The following is a 17,125-nucleotide window of genomic DNA, read 5'->3' on the forward strand; positions in this document are numbered from 1 at the left end:
GCGTCCGGTAGAAACCGTCAGCGCCGCGTCGGTGAGGGCCATCTAGGCCCCACCCAAGATTCGGTCAATGGGTTTTTTGCAGGAATATTTCAAAAGCTGGAAATATCCCGGAATTCCGCCATTCCGGATCGGCCGCTGGATGCTCTCACCCGGGAGCCGGCCAGAGCGCTCCTCGTAAAAAGCCTCTTTCAGCTCTTGGCTCCTGTCGAAAAGAGGCGATTCCCATACTGGAATCGTCCCGCAGCGATTCCCTCAGAAGGAATCGATTCCCCTTGTCAGTGATTCTCGGACACCTTCTGCGCCTTGCGCATTATGGTTTCGAAGGAGGCGTCTTTGTCCGACACCATATCAATCAATGGAACTGCCCATCCGACCCCCGATGATCCGAGAACATCGCTGCTGGACTTCCTGCGGCAGGATCTCGGACTGAACGGCACCAAGAAGGGCTGCGACCATGGTCAGTGCGGCGCCTGCACCGTCATGGTCAACGGCGTCAGGATAAACAGCTGCCTCACGCTGGCCGCCATGCATGACGGTGACGAGGTCACCACGATCGAAGGACTGGGTACGCCCGAAGCTCCTTCCCCGCTGCAAAAGGCGTTTCTCGAACACGACGGCTATCAATGCGGCTATTGCACCCCCGGGCAGATCTGTTCCGCGACGGCCATGCTTAAGGAACTGGCAGCCGACTGGCCCAGCGATGCCAGCGAGAGCCTGGAAGGCAAGATCGCGCTGTCGGGCGAGGAAATTCGTGAACGTATGAGCGGCAATCTGTGCCGCTGCGGTGCCTATGCGAATATCGTCGCGGCTATTCGCGAAGTTGCGGAGCAAGGCGCGTGAAGCCCTTTCAATACGCCCGCGCCCGAACACTCGTTGATGCAGCGCAGATCACGGCAAAAGAGGACGCCATTCCGATCGCCGGCGGGACCAATCTGCTCGACCTCATGAAGCTGCAGGTCGAGACGCCCGATGAACTGGCCGATATCAACCGCATCGGCTTTGGCGAAATCGAAGACAGTGATGATGGCGGCCTTTCGATCGGTGCGCTGGCGACGAACACTGCAACCGCCGTCCATTCGCGCGTGCGGTCCGATTATCCCGTGCTGGCCCGCGCCATCCTTGCCGGTGCGACCCAGCAATTGCGCAACAAGGCCACCACGGGCGGCAATCTGTGCCAGCGCACGCGGTGCTATTACTTCACCAATATCGACCAGCCCTGCAACAAGCGCGAACCGGGCAGCGGATGCGGAGCCATCGACGGCATCGCGAAGCTGCACGCCGTGCTTGGAACGAGCAGCCAGTGTATCGCCACCTATCCCGGCGACATGGCAGTAGCGCTGAGCGCGCTCGATGCGCAGGTCAAGATAGCCACACCTCAAGGCGGCGAGCGCACGGTCCCGGTGCAGGACTTCCACTGCCTCCCTGGCGACACGCCCTGGCGCGAGAATGTATTGGAAGCCGGCGAGATCATCACGGCAGTCACCCTTCCCCCTCCTGTCAGCGGCACGCAGATCTATCGCAAGGTTCGCGAACGATCGTCCTATGCCTTTGCCCTGGTGTCGGTGGCGGCGATCATTGAATTGAAGGACGGCAAATTTTCACGCGCCGATCTGGCGTTCGGCGGGCTGGCCCACAAACCCTGGCATGATCCCCGGATTACGGAAGCGCTGGTTGGCCAGGTCCCTTCGTCCGAACTCTTCGACCGCGCTGCAGATATCCTGCTGGAAGACGCCCGCGGGTTCGGCGAGAACGATTTCAAGATTCCCCTGGCCCGGCGTACGCTTCACGCCGTCCTCGAACAAGCAACGGAGGACGCGGCATGACCGTCCATTTCAAACAGGACAAGCCGGACAAGGCCAACCGCCTCGACGATATGAAACAGGGCGTGCTGGGCAAAGCGCTGCCCCGTGTCGAGGGACTGGCCAAAGTGACCGGCACTGCGCCCTATGCGGCGGAATATCCGATCGCCGATTGCGCGGAAGGCGTGCTTGTTACCTCGACCATCACGCGCGGCGAAGTGAGATCGATCGACAAGGATGCCGCGTTCGCGATGCCCGGCGTCATTGCCGTCATCGACGATCCGCTTCTCACCACGCGCGCGGCGCAGGGTACGGCCGATGAAGCTCCGCAGCAGGAGCCGGCCACAGTGTGCTATTGGGGCCAGCCCATCGCTCTCGTGGTGGCCGAGACCTTCGAGCAGGCGCGCCATGCGGCCAAGCATCTCAAGATCGAGTACCGCGAGCAAGAAGGCGCCCCGCTCGACCCGCAGGCCGTAGAGCCCGAGGAACAGGAAGACGAGACGGTGCGCCAGGGCGATCTCGCGCATGCCATGGCGGAGGCCGCCCATGCCGTCGATGTAACCTATACGACAAAAGGCCACGCTTCGGCGGCGATGGAACCCCATGCCGCCATTGCCGAATGGGACGGCAAGACGCTTACGGTCCACGCATCGCTCCAGATGCTGAACTACAATATCAGCGAACTGGCCGATTCCCTGGATATGGATGAAGAGAACATCCGTTTGATCTCGCGCTTCGTTGGCGGCGGCTTCGGATCGAAGCTCGGCGTGAGCGAGGAAACTGTCGCGGCCTCGATCGCGGCCAAGCAACTAGAGCGGCCGGTGCGCGTCGTCATGTCGCGTCAGCAGGTGTTCCAGTGCATCATGCGCCGTTCGGAAACCACCCAGCGGCTTCGCCTGTGCGTGGATAGCGATGGCAAGCTTACCGGCTTCGGTCACCAGGCGCTCGTTTCCAACCTTCCGGGTGAAACCTTTGCGGAACCCGTGCTGCAATCATCCCACTTCCTCTATGGCGGCGAAAACCGCGAACTGCTGCTGGAGGTGGCCCGCATTCATCAGATGACGGCCGGATCGGTGCGCGCGCCGGGTGAAGCGGTAGGCATGCCAGCGCTCGAAGGGGCGATGGATGTGCTGGCGGAAAAAGCGGGCATCGACCCGGTCGAACTGCGCCTGAAGAATATTCCGGAAAAGGATCCCGAAGAAGGCCTGCCCTTCTCGTCGCACAAGCTGGCCGAATGTCTCAAGCAGGGGGCGGAAGCCTTTGGCTGGGACCATGGACCGCGCCAGCCGCGACACACGCAGGAAGGCGAATGGTGGGTCGGCACCGGCATGGCAAGCGCGGCGCGGGTGCACAACATCGCCGAGGCAAAGGCACGCGTCACGCTGAAAGCCGATGGCAGTGCGCTGGTCGAAACGGATATGACCGATATCGGGACCGGCACCTACACCGTCGTGGCGCAGCTGGCCGGCGAAATGCTCGGCCTTCCGCCCGAAAAGGTGCTCGTGGACCTCGGCGATACACGCCATCCCCGCGGCCCAGGCTCAGGCGGTAGCTGGGGTGCATCGTCAATCGGCTCTGCGGTTTACGTCGCCTGTCTCGCTCTACGCGAAGAGCTGGCGGACCGGATCGGCATCGAGGAAAGCGAGCTGGAGCTGTCGGACGGCAAGGCATCTGCGGGCGAAAGCCTGACCGACCTGCTCGATGGCAAGGATCTTGCCCGCGAAGGCCATTACGAACCCGGTGATATCGAGGATGATTTCACCGCATCGGGTTTCGGCGCCTTTTTCGCGCAAGTCCGGGTCAACCGCTTCACCGGCGAAACGCGGGTCGACCGGATGCTGGGCGCATTCGGCTTTGGCCGGGTGCTGAACCACAAGACTGCCCGCTCGCAATGTCTTGGCGGCATTACCTGGAGCATCGGCGTAGCGCTTACCGAAGCGCTCGAATTTGATCCTACCGACGGGCATCTGGTGAATTGCGACCTTGCGGAATATCACGTGCCTGTTCACCGCGACGTGCCCGATCTCGACGTGATCATGGTGGAAGAACGCGATCCCGCAGCAAGCCCGATCCAGGCCAAGGGTATCGGCGAACTGGGTATGTGCGGAGGAGCGGCGGCGATTGCCAATGCGATCTACAATGCCTGCGGCGCGCGCATCTTCGATTATCCGATGACGCCCGATCGCGTGCTGGCAGCCATGCCCGACTGATGCTGAAGGAGCGTACCAAGGCCCTATCCCTGAGCGATGATCACGCCGCGCTGGAGGCGGCGTGCAATCAGGGCGTGGGGCTGTGCACGATTGTCGGAATCGACGGCAGTTTCTCGCGCCGTCTCGGTGCCCAGCTTGCCGTCATGCCCGATGGAAGCACGCTGGGCAGTCTGGCAGACGGCTGCCTCGAAGCGCAACTGACCGCCGACATGCGCGCTCTGCAGCAGCCGGTGGTCACGCGCTATGGCCGCGGGTCTGATGTCATCGATTTCCGCCTGCCCTGCGGCAGCGGGCTCGATATCCTGCTCAACCCGGCACCGGATCGGGGCGCCTGCCAGCGGGCCATCGAACGTCTCGCCGGACGCCAGGCTGCCAGCCTAAAGCTTCCCGGCATTTCTCCGCTTAAGGACAGACGCTACATTCCCGCGCTGCGGATTGCGGCTTTCGGAGAGGGGCCGGAACTCGCCAAGCTGGGAGAACTGGCACAGGCGCTCGAAATCGATCTCGATTGCCGTGATAAAAGCCGGCTCTCGCTCGGACAGAAGGCTGCCGGCTGCGAATTTGATCGCTGGACAGCCGCGCTGCTGCTGTTTCACGATCACGAATGGGAACTTCCCTTGCTGGAGCAGGCGCTCGACAGCGACGCCTTCTATGTCGGCGCGCAAGGGGGCGAAAACGCTCGCATAGCCCGGACCATGGCGCTGACGAAGCGCGGGGTTGCGGAAGAACGGATCGCGCGCATCCACAGCCCGATCGGACTGATCCCCTCCTGCAAGACCCCTGCCTCGCTCGCCCTGTCCGCTCTGGCAGAGATCGTGGCGGAATATGAACGGCTCCATGCCGCCGCCTGACCGGGATACAGCGGTCATTCTCCTCGCCGCCGGCCGCAGCGATCGGTTCGGAGGCGATAAACTCTCGGCACATTTTCGCGGCAAGCCCTTGTGGGAATGGGCCGCATGCTGCGCCGAAGAGGCCGGGTTTGCGCATCTCTATCTGGTTGTCGGCGACCATTCCAAGATCCGTAGCCGCCAGAACTGGCGCACAATCGTCAATCCGGATGCTGCCCGCGGGATGGGGACTTCGATCGCGGCGGGGGTCGCAGCCGCGGCCGAGCATCGACGGATCGTTATCGCGCTGGCGGACATGCCGATGGTCGATCCCGATCATCTTCGTCTGCTTGCAGCCGGAGAAGGCACTGTCTTTACGCGCCAGACAGACGGTTCGGCGGGTTGCCCGGCCGCCTTCGACCGGGCCAGCTTCGGCGCCCTCCGCACTCTCGATGGCGATCGCGGAGCGCGGAGCCTGTCACTGCCGGATGCGCGCATCATCGATCCTGGCGAACATGCGCTGGTAATCGATATCGACACCCCGTCCGAACTAGCCCGCTACCAGGACTAGGTGCGCACAGCATAATCGAGGTTCCCGCGATGAACCGTTTGGTCACCGCTGGTTTCGGGCATGTTTCACTACGGGACATCCCCCACACGCGCCCCCTGCGACTCACTTAATCGCGTATTTTCTAATCAAGAGAAAATGAAATCACCCCCGAACTTCGAGTTTCGGGTCGCGCAGGATCAAACGATGCAAGAACAATCGATCACGACTACGCAAGGGTCGGATAACCACGCATATCGCTATGCGAACACCAAGCCGCTTACCGTCTTCGCTCTGGCCGCAGTAGCCGCGGTAGGCGCTCTGGGTATGGTCTGGGGCGCTCAGTCCGCGCTAGCCAATGCGACGGACGAAGCGGCCATCGCCAGCCCACCGGATCTCAAGGCGTTCATCGGTGCCATCGAAGATCGCGGCGAAGCGATCATCAATCTCACGGCTCTGGATACGTCAGAGACCGACGAAGGTAAGCGCCGCTTTTCCGGCGAAAATACCGATCACGATCAGCCCATCGACCAATCTGTCTAAAATACTGTCCTGCACCGCTACGCTCCTGCTTCGCGAAGCTGCAGGCGGTCGCAGAATATATTGAAGGCACCATTTCGTAACAGGGTTACCGGGGGGTTAACCTTTTGCGCGAACTGATGGCGGCAAACGGCTCATGCGCACTGCGATGACGCCGGCCGCGATTTACTAGCAATCAAGGTTCACCCCAATTGAATTACTTTGAGCCCATCGGGGGCGCACGGTCCCCCGAAAGTCAGGAATTCTGGAACAAGCACCGCAACAAGGTGCGCAGGCGGTATCTCGTCGCCCTTGCGTTCGCGCTGGGGTGGGTGCTGCTGAGCATCTGGATGTCGCTTCCCTGGCTGTCGGACCTCGGCAATCTCGCCACGCCTCTCGTCGCGCTCTTCGTGCTGACCTTCATCGCCTATGTCCCCGGCTTCATGAATGCCTTTCTCCTCGTCAGCCTGGTGCTGCGGCCCCAGTCACGGCGAGAAACCCCGGCCAGCTGGCCGGGCATCACCATTCTGGTCGCCGCCTATCAGGAAGAAGAGCTGATCGGTGCCACGCTGCAAAGCATCGCCCAGCTGGAATATCCGGGCGAGCTGGAAATCCTCGTCATGGACGATGGATCGACCGACCGCACGTCCGATCGCGTGATCGAAAACAAGGCGCTGTTCGACGGTCTCGCCAACATGGACCTGCGGCTGGTCCGCGAAGTGCAGAACCGCGGCAAGGCGCGCGTGCTCAATCACGGCCTCGAACTTGCCAGCCACGAACTCATCGTGACGATCGATGCCGACACGCTGCTGGAAAAAGGCTGCATCGTCAGCCTGATCGAACATCTGGTCGCCAGCCCGCCCGAAACCGCGGCTATCGCGGGGACCGTCTTCGTCGCCAATCACGACGACAGCTGGATCACCCGCGCGCAGCAGTGGGACTATTTCCACGGCATCGCCGCGGTGAAACGCATGCAGGGCATGTATTACGGAACGCTGGTCGCGCAGGGCGCCTTCTCGATCTATCGCAAGCAGGCGGTGCTGGATGTCGGCGGCTGGCCAGATACGGTCGGAGAAGACATCGTTTTGACGTGGTCGCTGCTGCGGCGGGGGCTGGTCGTGCGCCATGCCGAAGACGCGATCGCGTGGACCAATGCGCCCAAGACATTTGGCGAACTGGCCAAGCAGCGTAAACGCTGGGCGCGCGGCATGATCGAAGCCCTGTCGATCCACAAGGCGCTCCTGGCCAAGCGCAACCTGCGCACGATGCTGATCTGGTGGAACCTGCTGTTCGTCAGCATCGATCTCGTATTCACACTCGCTTTCCTGCCGGGACTGATCCTCGCAGTCTTGGGAATTTACTGGCTCGCCGGTCCGATCACCCTTCTGGTGCTTCCGCTGGCGGCGCTCTGGAACGTGGTGATCTTCCGCATTCAGACCCGGATGCTCAAGCGGATGGATGTGAAGATGGAAAAGAGCTTCATCGGCTTCATCCTCTACGCTTTCATCTACCCCCTACTGATGCAGCCCGTGTCCGTCTGGGGCTACTTTGCCGAGCTCTTCGGAGGCAAGAAACAATGGAACTGAAATTCGCCCTGCGCGCAGCAGCGGCGCTGTCCGCGCTGTGCCTGTCGCCCGCGCATCTGTCCGCCCAGGATCTGGAATCTGCCCCGGCGGCAGGCGCCGAGGTCTTTTACTCAAGTGATAGCGACGACACCGAAATCGTCCGCACGGCGATCGATCTCGATATCGCGAACCGCGGCGAGGATAGCCGTTATGGTATCAGGCTGGAAAAGGCCTGGTACGATCCGTCCGGCACAGGCACGCGCGAAAAGGAACGCGTGTTTCTGCGCGCGGCAGACGTATCGGGCGACTGGACCTGGTCGGCGCTGGTAGGCACCGATGGCGATACGGTCATCGGCTCCGTGTCTGTTCACGACGAAGCCCCATGGCGCAAGGAAGCCTTCATCGAGCGCGATATCGTGGCCACTCCGCGCGGGCTGGACGAAGGCATCTATTCGACCTTCGGCGGCGCCGCGATCGACATTCCGGTGGACGACAGGAACATTTTCACCGTTCTCGGCGGCGTCCAGGAATTTACCGGCGATAACGTCAGGCTGCATGCGCGGGCCAATTACGTCCATGTGCTCGATCCGGAACTGGGCCTGAGCGCTCAGCTGCGGACACGCTATTTCCATTCGAGCGAACCGAACGAATTCGATTACTATTCCCCGCGCTATTACGTTCAGGTCCTGCCGGTCGCCCAGCTCCGGCGCTTCGTTTCGCGCTGGGAACTGGTCGGCGCGGTCGGTGTGGGCGTGCAGAAAGATGCCGCGTCCGACTGGCGCAGATCGGACTTTCTCAACCTGCGGGTTCGCAGCCCCAGAAACGATCGCAACTGGCAGGTGCAGGCGGATCTTACCTATACCAGCCAGCCCGGCGACAACGCGGTATCGGGTGGAGACTATAGCTATCTGCAGACCCGAATCGGCGTGCTTCGCCGCTTCTGACAGGATGACAATCCGGCTTGATCGTGCGGTCTAGCTGTCAATTATCCGGCCAATTTGCAGCGGGCGGAACGGACTAAATCCGGACTGCAAGCTGCCGTCTCATAGGTGTTCCATTCTGGGGCATGAGAGACTCCGCCCTAGTCGAAGGTCCGCTTTTGACTACCTCTATTGGGTATCGGCCAACGAGTCGAACAGCCTTGTCAGCCACATGACTTCAAAAGTCAGTGCGCATCATGAATGCTATGCCTGCCAGGCCCATAACAAAAGGGACGCACTACTTAGCCAATTGGGGGGTTAATACCATGCGTACCGCATCTACACGTGTTTCACTTATCTGTTCCAGTTCCATCCTTAGCGAAGGGCTGAAGTCCATTCTCCTTGACGAGGATTTCACCATCGTCGGCCAGCACAAAAGCTGTGCGGCACTCATCAGCGCAGTCCAGCGGGACGCGGCAGAAGTGGGTATGGTCGTCGTGGATTCCGACGCCATGCGCAATGTCGCAAAGGAAATCGTCGCCATCCGGGAAACGCTGCCCCGGGCGCGCATCGTGATCCTGCACGAGGATCTGACCGTTGCTTCGCTGATCGAAGCGTTCGATTCCGGCGCAGACGGGTACATTCTGAAGGAAACCTGCTGCGAATCGCTGGTCAACTGCCTGCAACTCGCCGCGCGCGGGGAAAAGGTCGTACCCGGGGAACTGGTGCACCAACTCCCGCAGCTCGCCGGTGCCACTGCCGATCAGGCACGGGCCGAAGGCGAACTTTCGGATCTCCTCTCCGAACGCGAGATCGCGACCCTGCGGTGTCTGGTCATGGGCCACCCGAACAAGGTCATCGCCCGCCGGCTCGATATTGGCGAAGCCACGGTCAAGGTGCATGTGAAGGCCATCCTGCGGAAGCTGAACGTGCAGAACCGCACGCAGGCAGCGATCTGCGCGGTCAATCATGGTGTGCAGGCAACCTTGCCCGCACCCATCCAGCCTGTCGCTGCGAAAAATGCCGACACCGCCCGTGAACTCGAACAGGTCTGCGAGAGCAATCTCGCCAAGCCATTCATGCTCGCGGACAAGCGCAGCCAGCTCCACGCGCTGAGCGCATAGGCCCGGCCCCGCCGGATCGGCCGCGGATAGCTTTTAGGGGGCCGGCAAAGCCGCAGACTTTTTTCGACCCCGGTGGGGGACGAAGGGTCTGCGGCCTTACCAGTCCAGACAAGCTTCCTGACGCGAAGACCGCCGATCCACTCTTCCGATTAAATTTGGGTCAGCGACACACGGGCCAGCGCCCGGTGTCGGCGCCCATTCCAGCAAGTTGGAAATGCAATGAAGATCACGATGATCGGTGCCGGCTATGTCGGCCTGGTGTCAGGGGCATGCTTTGCCGATTTCGGGCACGAGGTCGTCTGCGTCGATCTCCATCAGGGCAAGGTCGAGGCGCTGCAGAACGGCCAGATCCCGATATTCGAACCGGGCCTCGAGCAATTGATCCGGCGCAACGCCGCGGCAGGGCGGATTTCCTTTACCACCGATCTTGCGCCAGCGGTGGCCCGCGCGGACCTGGTTTTTATCGCGGTCGGCACGCCTTCGCGGCGCGGAGACGGCCACGCGGACCTCAGCTTCGTGCATGCGGCCGCTGCGGATATCGCCCGCGCGATCGAAGGCTTCACCGTGGTGGTCACGAAGTCGACCGTGCCCGTCGGCACGGGCGACGAGGTTGAGCGCATCATCGCGGACACGCGCCCGGATGCGGATTTCGCCGTCGTGTCCAATCCCGAATTCCTGCGCGAAGGCGCCGCGATCGAGGATTTCAAACGCCCGGACCGGATCGTGGTGGGCTCCGAAGACCCGCGCGCACTGGAAGTCATGCGCGAAGCCTACCGCCCGCTGAGCCTGAACAAATCCCCGATCCTGGAGATGAACCGGCGCTCGGCCGAACTCACCAAATATGCCGGCAATGCCTTCCTCGCCACCAAGATCACTTTCATCAACGAGATCGCCGATCTCTGCGAAAAAACCGGGGCGGATGTCCAGCAGGTGGCGCGCGGCATCGGTCTCGACAACCGGATCGGGGGCAAGTTCCTTCACGCAGGCCCCGGTTATGGTGGCAGCTGCTTTCCCAAGGACACGCTCGCCCTGCTCAAGACCGCGCAGGATTTCGAAGCGCCGCAAGCCATCGTGGAAGCGGTGGTGCAGGTCAACGACAAGCGCAAGCGGGCAATGGGGCGCAAGGTTCTCAATGCAATCGGTGACGATGTGCGCGGCAAGGTCGTCACCGTGCTCGGCCTGACATTCAAACCCAACACCGACGATATGCGCGACAGCCCGGCCATCGCGATCGTCCAGACCCTGCAGGATGCTGGCGCAGTGGTGCACGCCTATGATCCCGAAGGCATGGCCAATGCCAGCGAAGTCCTGTCGGACATCCACTATTTCGACGATCCCTACGATGCGATGGAAGGCGCCGAAGCCCTCGCCATCGTGACCGAATGGGACGAATTCCGCGCTCTCGATCTCGCCCGGGTGCAGGCGAGGCTCAAGGGGCTGGTGCTGGTCGACCTGCGGAACATCTACGATCGCGGCGAAGTCGAAATGCTCGGTATAAAATATGTCGGCATAGGCCGTTGACCACGGCGGGCATGGATGGGGCCGCGGCCGTATCCTGCGGATTTCCCGGGATAGCCCGCGCCGGCGTGACCCATCCGGATAGCAGCCTGTTCAATCGTGGTATCTCGCATGCCTAGGCGCTGGGGCCGCCTCCCCTGGTGTACCCTTGGCTGAGCGATTCTTACGGGCGCCAGGCGCCGTGGACACGACAGGGTGCGCAATGCCGAAAGCCATGTTTGTCATTTCGGGCCTTGGCGCGGGCGGCGCGGAGAGGGTGGTCTCGCAGATCGCCTCGCACTGGCAGGCGCGCGGGGTGGAAGTCGCCATCGTCAGCTTCGACCGGGCAGAGGACGCCGAATTCCACCATTTCGATCCCGCCATTACCCGCCACCGGCTGGGGCGCTCCGGCGGGAACCAAGTCTCCGGCAAGCTGGCCAAGCTGCACAATCTGGTCGATCTGCGCCGCCTGCTACGGGAGGATACCCCGGATGTGATCATCCCCTTCCTCACCAAGAACAATCTCATCGCCCTGCTGGCCTCGCGCAGAATGGCGATCCCGGTCATCTGCTGCGAGCGCAACAATCCCGCGCAGCAGCAGAAGCACCCGGCCTGGAACGCCCTGCTCGCCCGGGCCTATCGCCACGCGCGGCTGATCATCTGCCAGACCGAGGCGGTGAAGCAGTGCTTCCCCAGAGAGGTGGGCGACCGCCTGCGGGTCATCCCCAACCCCATCAGCGCGTGGCCCACCGCGCGCCCGGTCGCTCTACCCCGGACCATCGTGGCGGTCGGACGGCTGACCGAGCAGAAGGGCTTTGACGTCCTGATCGATGCCTTCGCCAGCCTTGCCGCCGTTACCGACTGGCAGCTGCAGATCTTCGGCGAGGGGCCGCTGCGCGGTGCACTCGAGGCGCAGATCAAACGGCTGGGGCTGTCGGACAAGGCGGCGCTGATGGGCACCAGCGCGGCCCCCGGCGAATGGGTCGGCAACGCCGGGCTGTTCGTGCTGTCCTCGCGCTATGAAGGCTTTCCCAACGTGCTGGGCGAAGCGATGGCGGCGGGCCTGCCGGTGATCGCCGCCGACTGCGATTTCGGCCCGGCCGAACTGGTCGCGCATGGCCGCACCGGCCTGCTGGTGCCGCCCGGCGACACGGATGCCCTGGCGCGGGCCATGGCGGATTGCATCGCCAGCGAGGATCTGCGCCGCCAGCTGGGTCCCAATGCGGCCAAGGCCATCCGCAAATTCGCGCCCGAATGGGTGATGCAGCAATGGGACGCAGCCCTTGCCGAAGCGCTGTCGACGCACACCCCGCCTTCCCCGGCGGCCTACGCCAATTCAAGGGAGCCTGCCGAATGATCGAGCCGTTCCGGATGCTGCTGACCTCCGCCGGGCGGCGGGCGGGTCTGCTCGACTGCTTCCGTTCTTCCGCCGCCCGCATCGAGACCGCGCTGGAAATCCATGCCTGCGATCTCCATCCCGAGCTCAGCGCGGCCTGCGCGCTGGCGGATGCGCGCTTCGCCGCCCCGCCCTGCACCCATGCCGACTACATTCCCACGCTGCTGGATTATGCGCGCGATCACGGCATTTCGCTGATCGTGCCGACGATCGACACCGAATTGCAGCCGCTTGCCGATGCGCGCGAGGAATTTGCCGCCATCGGCAGCTATGTCCACGTCTCTTCCCCGGAGACGATCGCGATCGTGCGGGACAAGAAGCGGACGATGGACGTGCTGGCCGCGGCGGGCGTGCCAGTGCCGCGCACCGCGACGCTGCAGCAGTTCCGGCTGAACGGCGATGGGTGGGACTGGCCGGTATTCGTCAAACCCGTCTCGGGCAGCGCCAGCCGGGGCATCGCGTGCATCCAATCCAGATCCGAATTGCAGGATAGCTATCCCGAACCCATGCTGGTGCAGCAGGCGCTCAAGGGCGACGAATACACGGTCAATCTGTTCGTCTGCGATGGCGGCTTCATGCACCCTGCCGTGCCGCATCTGAGAATGTCCATCCGCGCCGGCGAGGTCGAGAAGGGCCGCACCGTGCGCCGGGCCGAATTCGAGACCATCGCGCGCAATCTGGCGCGGGCGCTGCCCGGCGCGCGGGGCGTGATGTGCTTCCAGCTGTTCGACGACCCCCGGCTCGGCCCCCGCGTGATCGAGATCAACGCCCGCTTCGGCGGCGGTTACCCGCTGGCCGACCGCGCCGGTGCGCGCTTTGCCGAAAACGTTCTGCGCAGCGCCATGAAGCTGCCGCTGACCACGCGCAATTGCTGGCAGGACGGGGTGACGATGCTGCGGTACGACCATGCCATCTTCGTCTGAGGCTGGGCAGCCGGGCGTCCTCGTCTTCGATCTCGACGACACGCTCTATTGCGAACGCGATTTCGCCTTCAGCGGGTTCGCCGCCGTCGAAGCGCATCTCGCCCGCCTGCACGGCAATGCCGTGGTCCCGGGCACCTGCCGCGCCCTGTTTGAAAGCGGCACGCGCCGCGCCATCTTCGATTCCGCGCTGGAGCGGTTCGGCATCGCGAGCGGCCCGGACAGGATCGCAAAGCTGGTCACGCTCTACCGCCATCACCGCCCGCAGATCGCGCCGTGTCCCGACACGTCTCGCTTTCTGGAAAGGGACCCGCGCCCCCGGGCGATCATCACCGACGGCCCCGCCGCGATGCAGCGGTCCAAAATCGCCGCGCTGGGCATCGGCCCCCTCTTCGGCCTGATCATCCCCACCGGCGACTTGCCGCCGGGCATGGGCAAGCCCCACCCCCGCGCTTTCGAACAGGTCATGGAATGGTCGGGCAAGCCGGGGCCGGACCATGTCTATATTGCGGACAATCCGGCCAAGGATTTCATCGCGCCGAAGAGGCTGGGCTGGCGCACCGTCCAGATCGACCGTGCGTGCAGAGTGCATGCCCCCGAACCGCCATCCCCCGATCACGCGGCAGAGATACGGATCGCCTCGCTCGACGAGCTCGCCGATCCGCTTCGCCTGAAAGACCCAGCCGGTTTCGCCTAGCGCCTGCCGAACCCGTGAACGGCAAAAGCGCGGCGTTCGCCCCCCACCATCACCAGCACGGTGCGCAGGATGATCTGGCTGTCGAGCCACAGGCTGCGATGGTCGATATACCACAGGTCGAGCGCGACCTTCTCGTCCAGCGTGAGCAGCGTGTTGCCGCTGACCTGCGAAAGGCCGGTCAGCCCGGGCCGCACCGCGCCGCGCCGCCTGCCTTCCTCGCCCATGGCGGCCAGCGTCTTGGGCAGCAGCGGGCGCGGCCCGATGAAGGCCAGATCGCCGGAGACCACATTGACCAGGCTGGGCAGTTCGTCGAGCCGCGTGCGCCGCAGGAAATTGCCCAGCCGCGTGGTGCGCAGGGGATCGGGCAACAGCGCGCCGTCCACACCGCGCAAATCCTTCATGGTGCGGAACTTGACCAGCGTGAACCCCGCCCCGCCCCGGCCCGAGCGCACTTGCCGGAAGAGCACTGGCGATCCGAGCGACAGCCACACCAGCACGCCCAGCAATGCGAGCACTGGCAGCGCCAGCACCAGCAGGCCGAGGGCAAGGATGCGCGCAACCACCGGCCCGTTCACCGCCTAATAGGAATAGCCATCGCGCGCCGCCTGCTTGCGGCGGAACAGCCGCATGAACCGCTCGCGCAGCGTGGGCGAAGCCTCGTAATTGTCCGAATAATAATCGGATGCCGCGACATAGAACTGGATCGCATCGCCATATTGGCGCCGTGCATGTTCGGCGTAATCGACATGGTCGAACACCACCCCGTCGGCCCGGCCTGACAGCGTTTCCAGCGTCGCGCTCATCTGTTCGATCGTGGTGCGGCCCCAGCGCGACACGACCAGCGTGTGGTCGGTGAAATCGCACATGGCGCGGGCATCGCGCACGGCCAGCGCGGCAGGCGCGTTGATGATCAGGAGGTCGAAATGCTGCTTGAGCGCGGCGAGCAGGTGCCGCAGCCTTTGCGCGGTCAGGATCGCGGCGGGATTTTCCACGGGCCGCTTGGCGCTCAGGATCACGATGCGGCCGGTATCCTGCGCAAAAGCATTGTCGATATCCTCCGGGCTGAGGCCGTCCGGCGTATCGAGCATGGGCTTGGCCTCCGGGTCCTGAAGCAGATCGTCGAGGCTGGCACGGCCCGACAGCACGTCCACGATATCCGGCGTGTCGAGATTGGCCTGCACATCCTTCAGCAGGCCCTTCATCCTGAGGTCGAGATCGACCAGCACCACGCTCTGCCCCATCACCTTGGCCGCGGCGGCCAGCGTCAGCGACACGGTGGACTTGCCGTCATTGGGCAGCGGGCTGGTGATCAGCACCGATTGCGATCCGGCATGCGTGCGCAGCCCGCGCATTTCCGAATAAATCGATCGCGCGGCCTCCGCGAACAGCGAATGCGGGTCCTGGATCACCGGGCTTTCGGCGATCTTTTCGGACAATCCCGCCTCGATGCGCGGCAGCATGCCCAGCGTAGGCAGGCCGAAATGGCGCGATACATGCGCCGAGGTCCGCAGCCTGCCATCGGCCAGTTCGATCCCCAGCGCCATCATGATCCCCAGCACCGCAGAACCGAGCATGGCCATCACCGTCATCTTCGCAGGCGCGGGGGAAATGCGGTCGTAATCGGCCACTGCAGGGGACACTACAGTGGTGTTCACCCCTTCGAGCTGCATCTGCGCGCGGATCTGTTCGATCCGCTCCACGATCGAGGAGAAGGCCGAATTGGCCAGCGCGTCATCACGCTCCAGCTCCGCCAGGCGGACCGAGTTGGAATTGTTTTCGAAGGCCTTGGACTGGACCGATGCCAGCGCGCCCTGCAGGCGGCCGGCGCGCGCGGCATCCTGCGCCGCCTGGCTGCGGGCCATTTCGCGCATCTGCGCCGCTTCGGCATTGGCCACGGCCTGCGCCGCCGCCCGGGCATCGGCCCGTTGGCTGGCCAGCGCCGATTCCACCGAAGACAATTCGCTGGTTACGCGCGCCATATCCGGATGGCCCGAACCGAAGGTCGCGCCCAGCCGGGCCTTTTCGGCCAGCAGCGTGGCCTGCTGCTTTTCAAGCTGCTGAACCGCGGCGGAGGTGGCCTGCGCGGTGCTGCGCAGCCCCGCGGCACCGGCGATGACCGCGCTGCGCGAAGAGGAACCCGCGCTATTGGCACTGGCCGATGCCGCCTCGGCGGCGATCTGGTTCATGTAGGACAGGTTTTCATTCGTCCCGAGGCCGAACGGCATGCCCGCATCGCGGCGAAATTCGGCCAGCGCGCTCGATGCGCTGCGCGCCGCTTCCTCGCGCTCGTCCCGTTCGGTCAGCAGCGATTGCAGCAATTGCTCGCGCTGCTCCGTCCCCCGGCGGGTGCGCACCTTGGACACCGACAACGGGTATTGGTTGGCGATGCGCGCGGACAGTTCGGGCGAACCCGATGTGATGGTGACCTGGATCAGGTCGGAGGCAGGTTCGCTGGTGACGCTCAGCATGCCCAGCAGCGTGTTGATCGCGCGGTGCATCTTCACGCTGCCATCGGCGGGCGCGCCCATCTCTTTCAGGAAATCCGGATCGTCGAGCAGGTCGAGATCGTTCACCACCGCTTCAGCCGAGGACCGCGACCGATGCAGGCGCACGGCATTGGACACGCGCACTTCGTTGCGGTTGCTGATGTCCGCCTGGTTGGTGCCGACCTCGTCGATCAGCTGGACCTGCACCTGCGAGGTTGAACTGTAGCGATTGGGCGACAGCAGCTGGTACGCCAGCACCGGCAGGGTAATCAGCGCGATGACGATCAGGATCATGCGCTTGTGCCGTTCGACAAGCCGCACGAAGTCACGCATCGACAGCGTGTGATGCGCCACCGTTTCGGGACGATAGTTCCACTCGAGCCGCCGTTCCGCTGACAGAGCGCCGGCCGTGTCGTTGACTTCCACCAGATTTGCCATGCGATTTTCCAGCCCCATTGCGCTTCTGCCGAAGCCTGCACGCGGTGATCTATCCTGCCGGTGACAATGCGCTGTTCGCGGGGTTTTTTCGCCCTATCATCGGTATCGGCGGCGGCTTTTACTGGGTAGCCATTTTGATATGTCGGCGGACTTGTCGGGCGGCCTTTGCAGGCGGGGCGG

General features: G+C 63.5%; 16 protein-coding genes. 14 read left to right on the forward strand and 2 right to left on the reverse strand.

Annotated elements, in window-relative coordinates; genetic code table 11:
* From K3175_RS09665 to K3175_RS09730, 14 genes are all read left to right on the forward strand, one after another.
* Positions 1–282, forward strand: a 282-nt coding sequence (locus tag K3175_RS09665) for a hypothetical protein (protein WP_221543215.1), incomplete at its 5' end; no start/stop codon positions are given.
* Between the two features lie 30 nt (positions 283–312).
* Entirely contained in the window at positions 313–840 is a 528-nt protein-coding gene (locus K3175_RS09670; RefSeq protein ID WP_221544096.1) for a 2Fe-2S iron-sulfur cluster-binding protein, read from the forward strand.
* Entirely contained in the window at positions 837–1,823 is a 987-nt protein-coding gene (locus K3175_RS09675; RefSeq protein WP_221543216.1) for an FAD binding domain-containing protein, read from the forward strand. Before K3175_RS09670 ends, K3175_RS09675 begins: the two co-directional genes overlap by 4 nt.
* Positions 1,820–4,009 carry a xanthine dehydrogenase family protein molybdopterin-binding subunit gene (locus tag K3175_RS09680; RefSeq protein WP_221543217.1) on the forward strand — a complete coding sequence of 730 codons (2,190 nt, stop codon included), beginning with the start codon at positions 1,820–1,822 and terminating at the stop codon, positions 4,007–4,009. The genes K3175_RS09675 and K3175_RS09680 overlap by 4 nt, the downstream gene beginning before the upstream one ends.
* Entirely contained in the window at positions 4,009–4,860 is an 852-nt protein-coding gene (locus tag K3175_RS09685) for an XdhC family protein (RefSeq protein WP_221543218.1), read from the forward strand. The genes K3175_RS09680 and K3175_RS09685 overlap by 1 nt, the downstream gene beginning before the upstream one ends.
* Complete coding sequence (locus tag K3175_RS09690) at positions 4,835–5,407, forward strand: nucleotidyltransferase family protein (protein ID WP_221543219.1); 573 nt, start codon at positions 4,835–4,837, stop codon at positions 5,405–5,407. Before K3175_RS09685 ends, K3175_RS09690 begins: the two co-directional genes overlap by 26 nt.
* Positions 5,408–5,590: 183 nt before the next feature.
* On the forward strand, positions 5,591–5,926 hold the full coding sequence (locus K3175_RS09695; protein WP_221543220.1) for a hypothetical protein: 336 nt from the start codon (positions 5,591–5,593) through the stop codon (positions 5,924–5,926).
* A gap of 188 nt (positions 5,927–6,114) precedes the next feature.
* Positions 6,115–7,488, forward strand: coding sequence for a glycosyltransferase family 2 protein (locus K3175_RS09700; protein WP_221543221.1), 1,374 nt, complete (start codon positions 6,115–6,117; stop codon positions 7,486–7,488).
* Positions 7,479–8,411 carry a hypothetical protein gene (locus K3175_RS09705; RefSeq protein ID WP_221543222.1) on the forward strand — a complete coding sequence of 311 codons (933 nt, stop codon included), beginning with the start codon at positions 7,479–7,481 and terminating at the stop codon, positions 8,409–8,411. The genes K3175_RS09700 and K3175_RS09705 overlap by 10 nt, the downstream gene beginning before the upstream one ends.
* Before the next feature lie 302 nt (positions 8,412–8,713).
* On the forward strand, positions 8,714–9,511 hold the full coding sequence (locus K3175_RS09710; RefSeq protein ID WP_221543223.1) for a LuxR C-terminal-related transcriptional regulator: 798 nt from the start codon (positions 8,714–8,716) through the stop codon (positions 9,509–9,511).
* 219 nt (positions 9,512–9,730) lie between these two features.
* Positions 9,731–11,032: a UDP-glucose dehydrogenase family protein gene (locus K3175_RS09715; RefSeq protein WP_221543224.1), complete on the forward strand. Its 1,302-nt coding sequence runs from the start codon at positions 9,731–9,733 to the stop codon at positions 11,030–11,032.
* A gap of 199 nt (positions 11,033–11,231) precedes the next feature.
* Positions 11,232–12,365, forward strand: coding sequence for a glycosyltransferase family 4 protein (locus tag K3175_RS09720; RefSeq protein WP_221543225.1), 1,134 nt, complete (start codon positions 11,232–11,234; stop codon positions 12,363–12,365).
* Positions 12,362–13,327, forward strand: a complete 966-nt coding sequence (locus tag K3175_RS09725) for an ATP-grasp domain-containing protein (protein WP_221543226.1) — start codon at positions 12,362–12,364, stop codon at positions 13,325–13,327. Before K3175_RS09720 ends, K3175_RS09725 begins: the two co-directional genes overlap by 4 nt.
* Complete coding sequence (locus tag K3175_RS09730) at positions 13,311–14,021, forward strand: HAD family hydrolase (RefSeq protein ID WP_221543227.1); 711 nt, start codon at positions 13,311–13,313, stop codon at positions 14,019–14,021. Before K3175_RS09725 ends, K3175_RS09730 begins: the two co-directional genes overlap by 17 nt.
* Here the strand turns inward: K3175_RS09730 and K3175_RS09735 are convergent.
* Positions 14,018–14,584 (reverse strand): sugar transferase, encoded by a 567-nt coding sequence (locus K3175_RS09735; RefSeq protein ID WP_221543228.1) that lies wholly within the window; start codon positions 14,582–14,584, stop codon positions 14,018–14,020. The genes K3175_RS09730 and K3175_RS09735 overlap by 4 nt on opposite strands.
* Before the next feature lie 15 nt (positions 14,585–14,599).
* Positions 14,600–16,945 carry a GumC family protein gene (locus K3175_RS09740; RefSeq protein ID WP_221543229.1) on the reverse strand — a complete coding sequence of 782 codons (2,346 nt, stop codon included), beginning with the start codon at positions 16,943–16,945 and terminating at the stop codon, positions 14,600–14,602.
* Between the last annotated feature and the right edge of the window lie 180 nt (positions 16,946–17,125).

The organism is Qipengyuania aestuarii, from assembly GCF_019711535.1.
GTDB classification, from domain to species: Bacteria; Pseudomonadota; Alphaproteobacteria; order Sphingomonadales; family Sphingomonadaceae; genus Qipengyuania; species Qipengyuania aestuarii.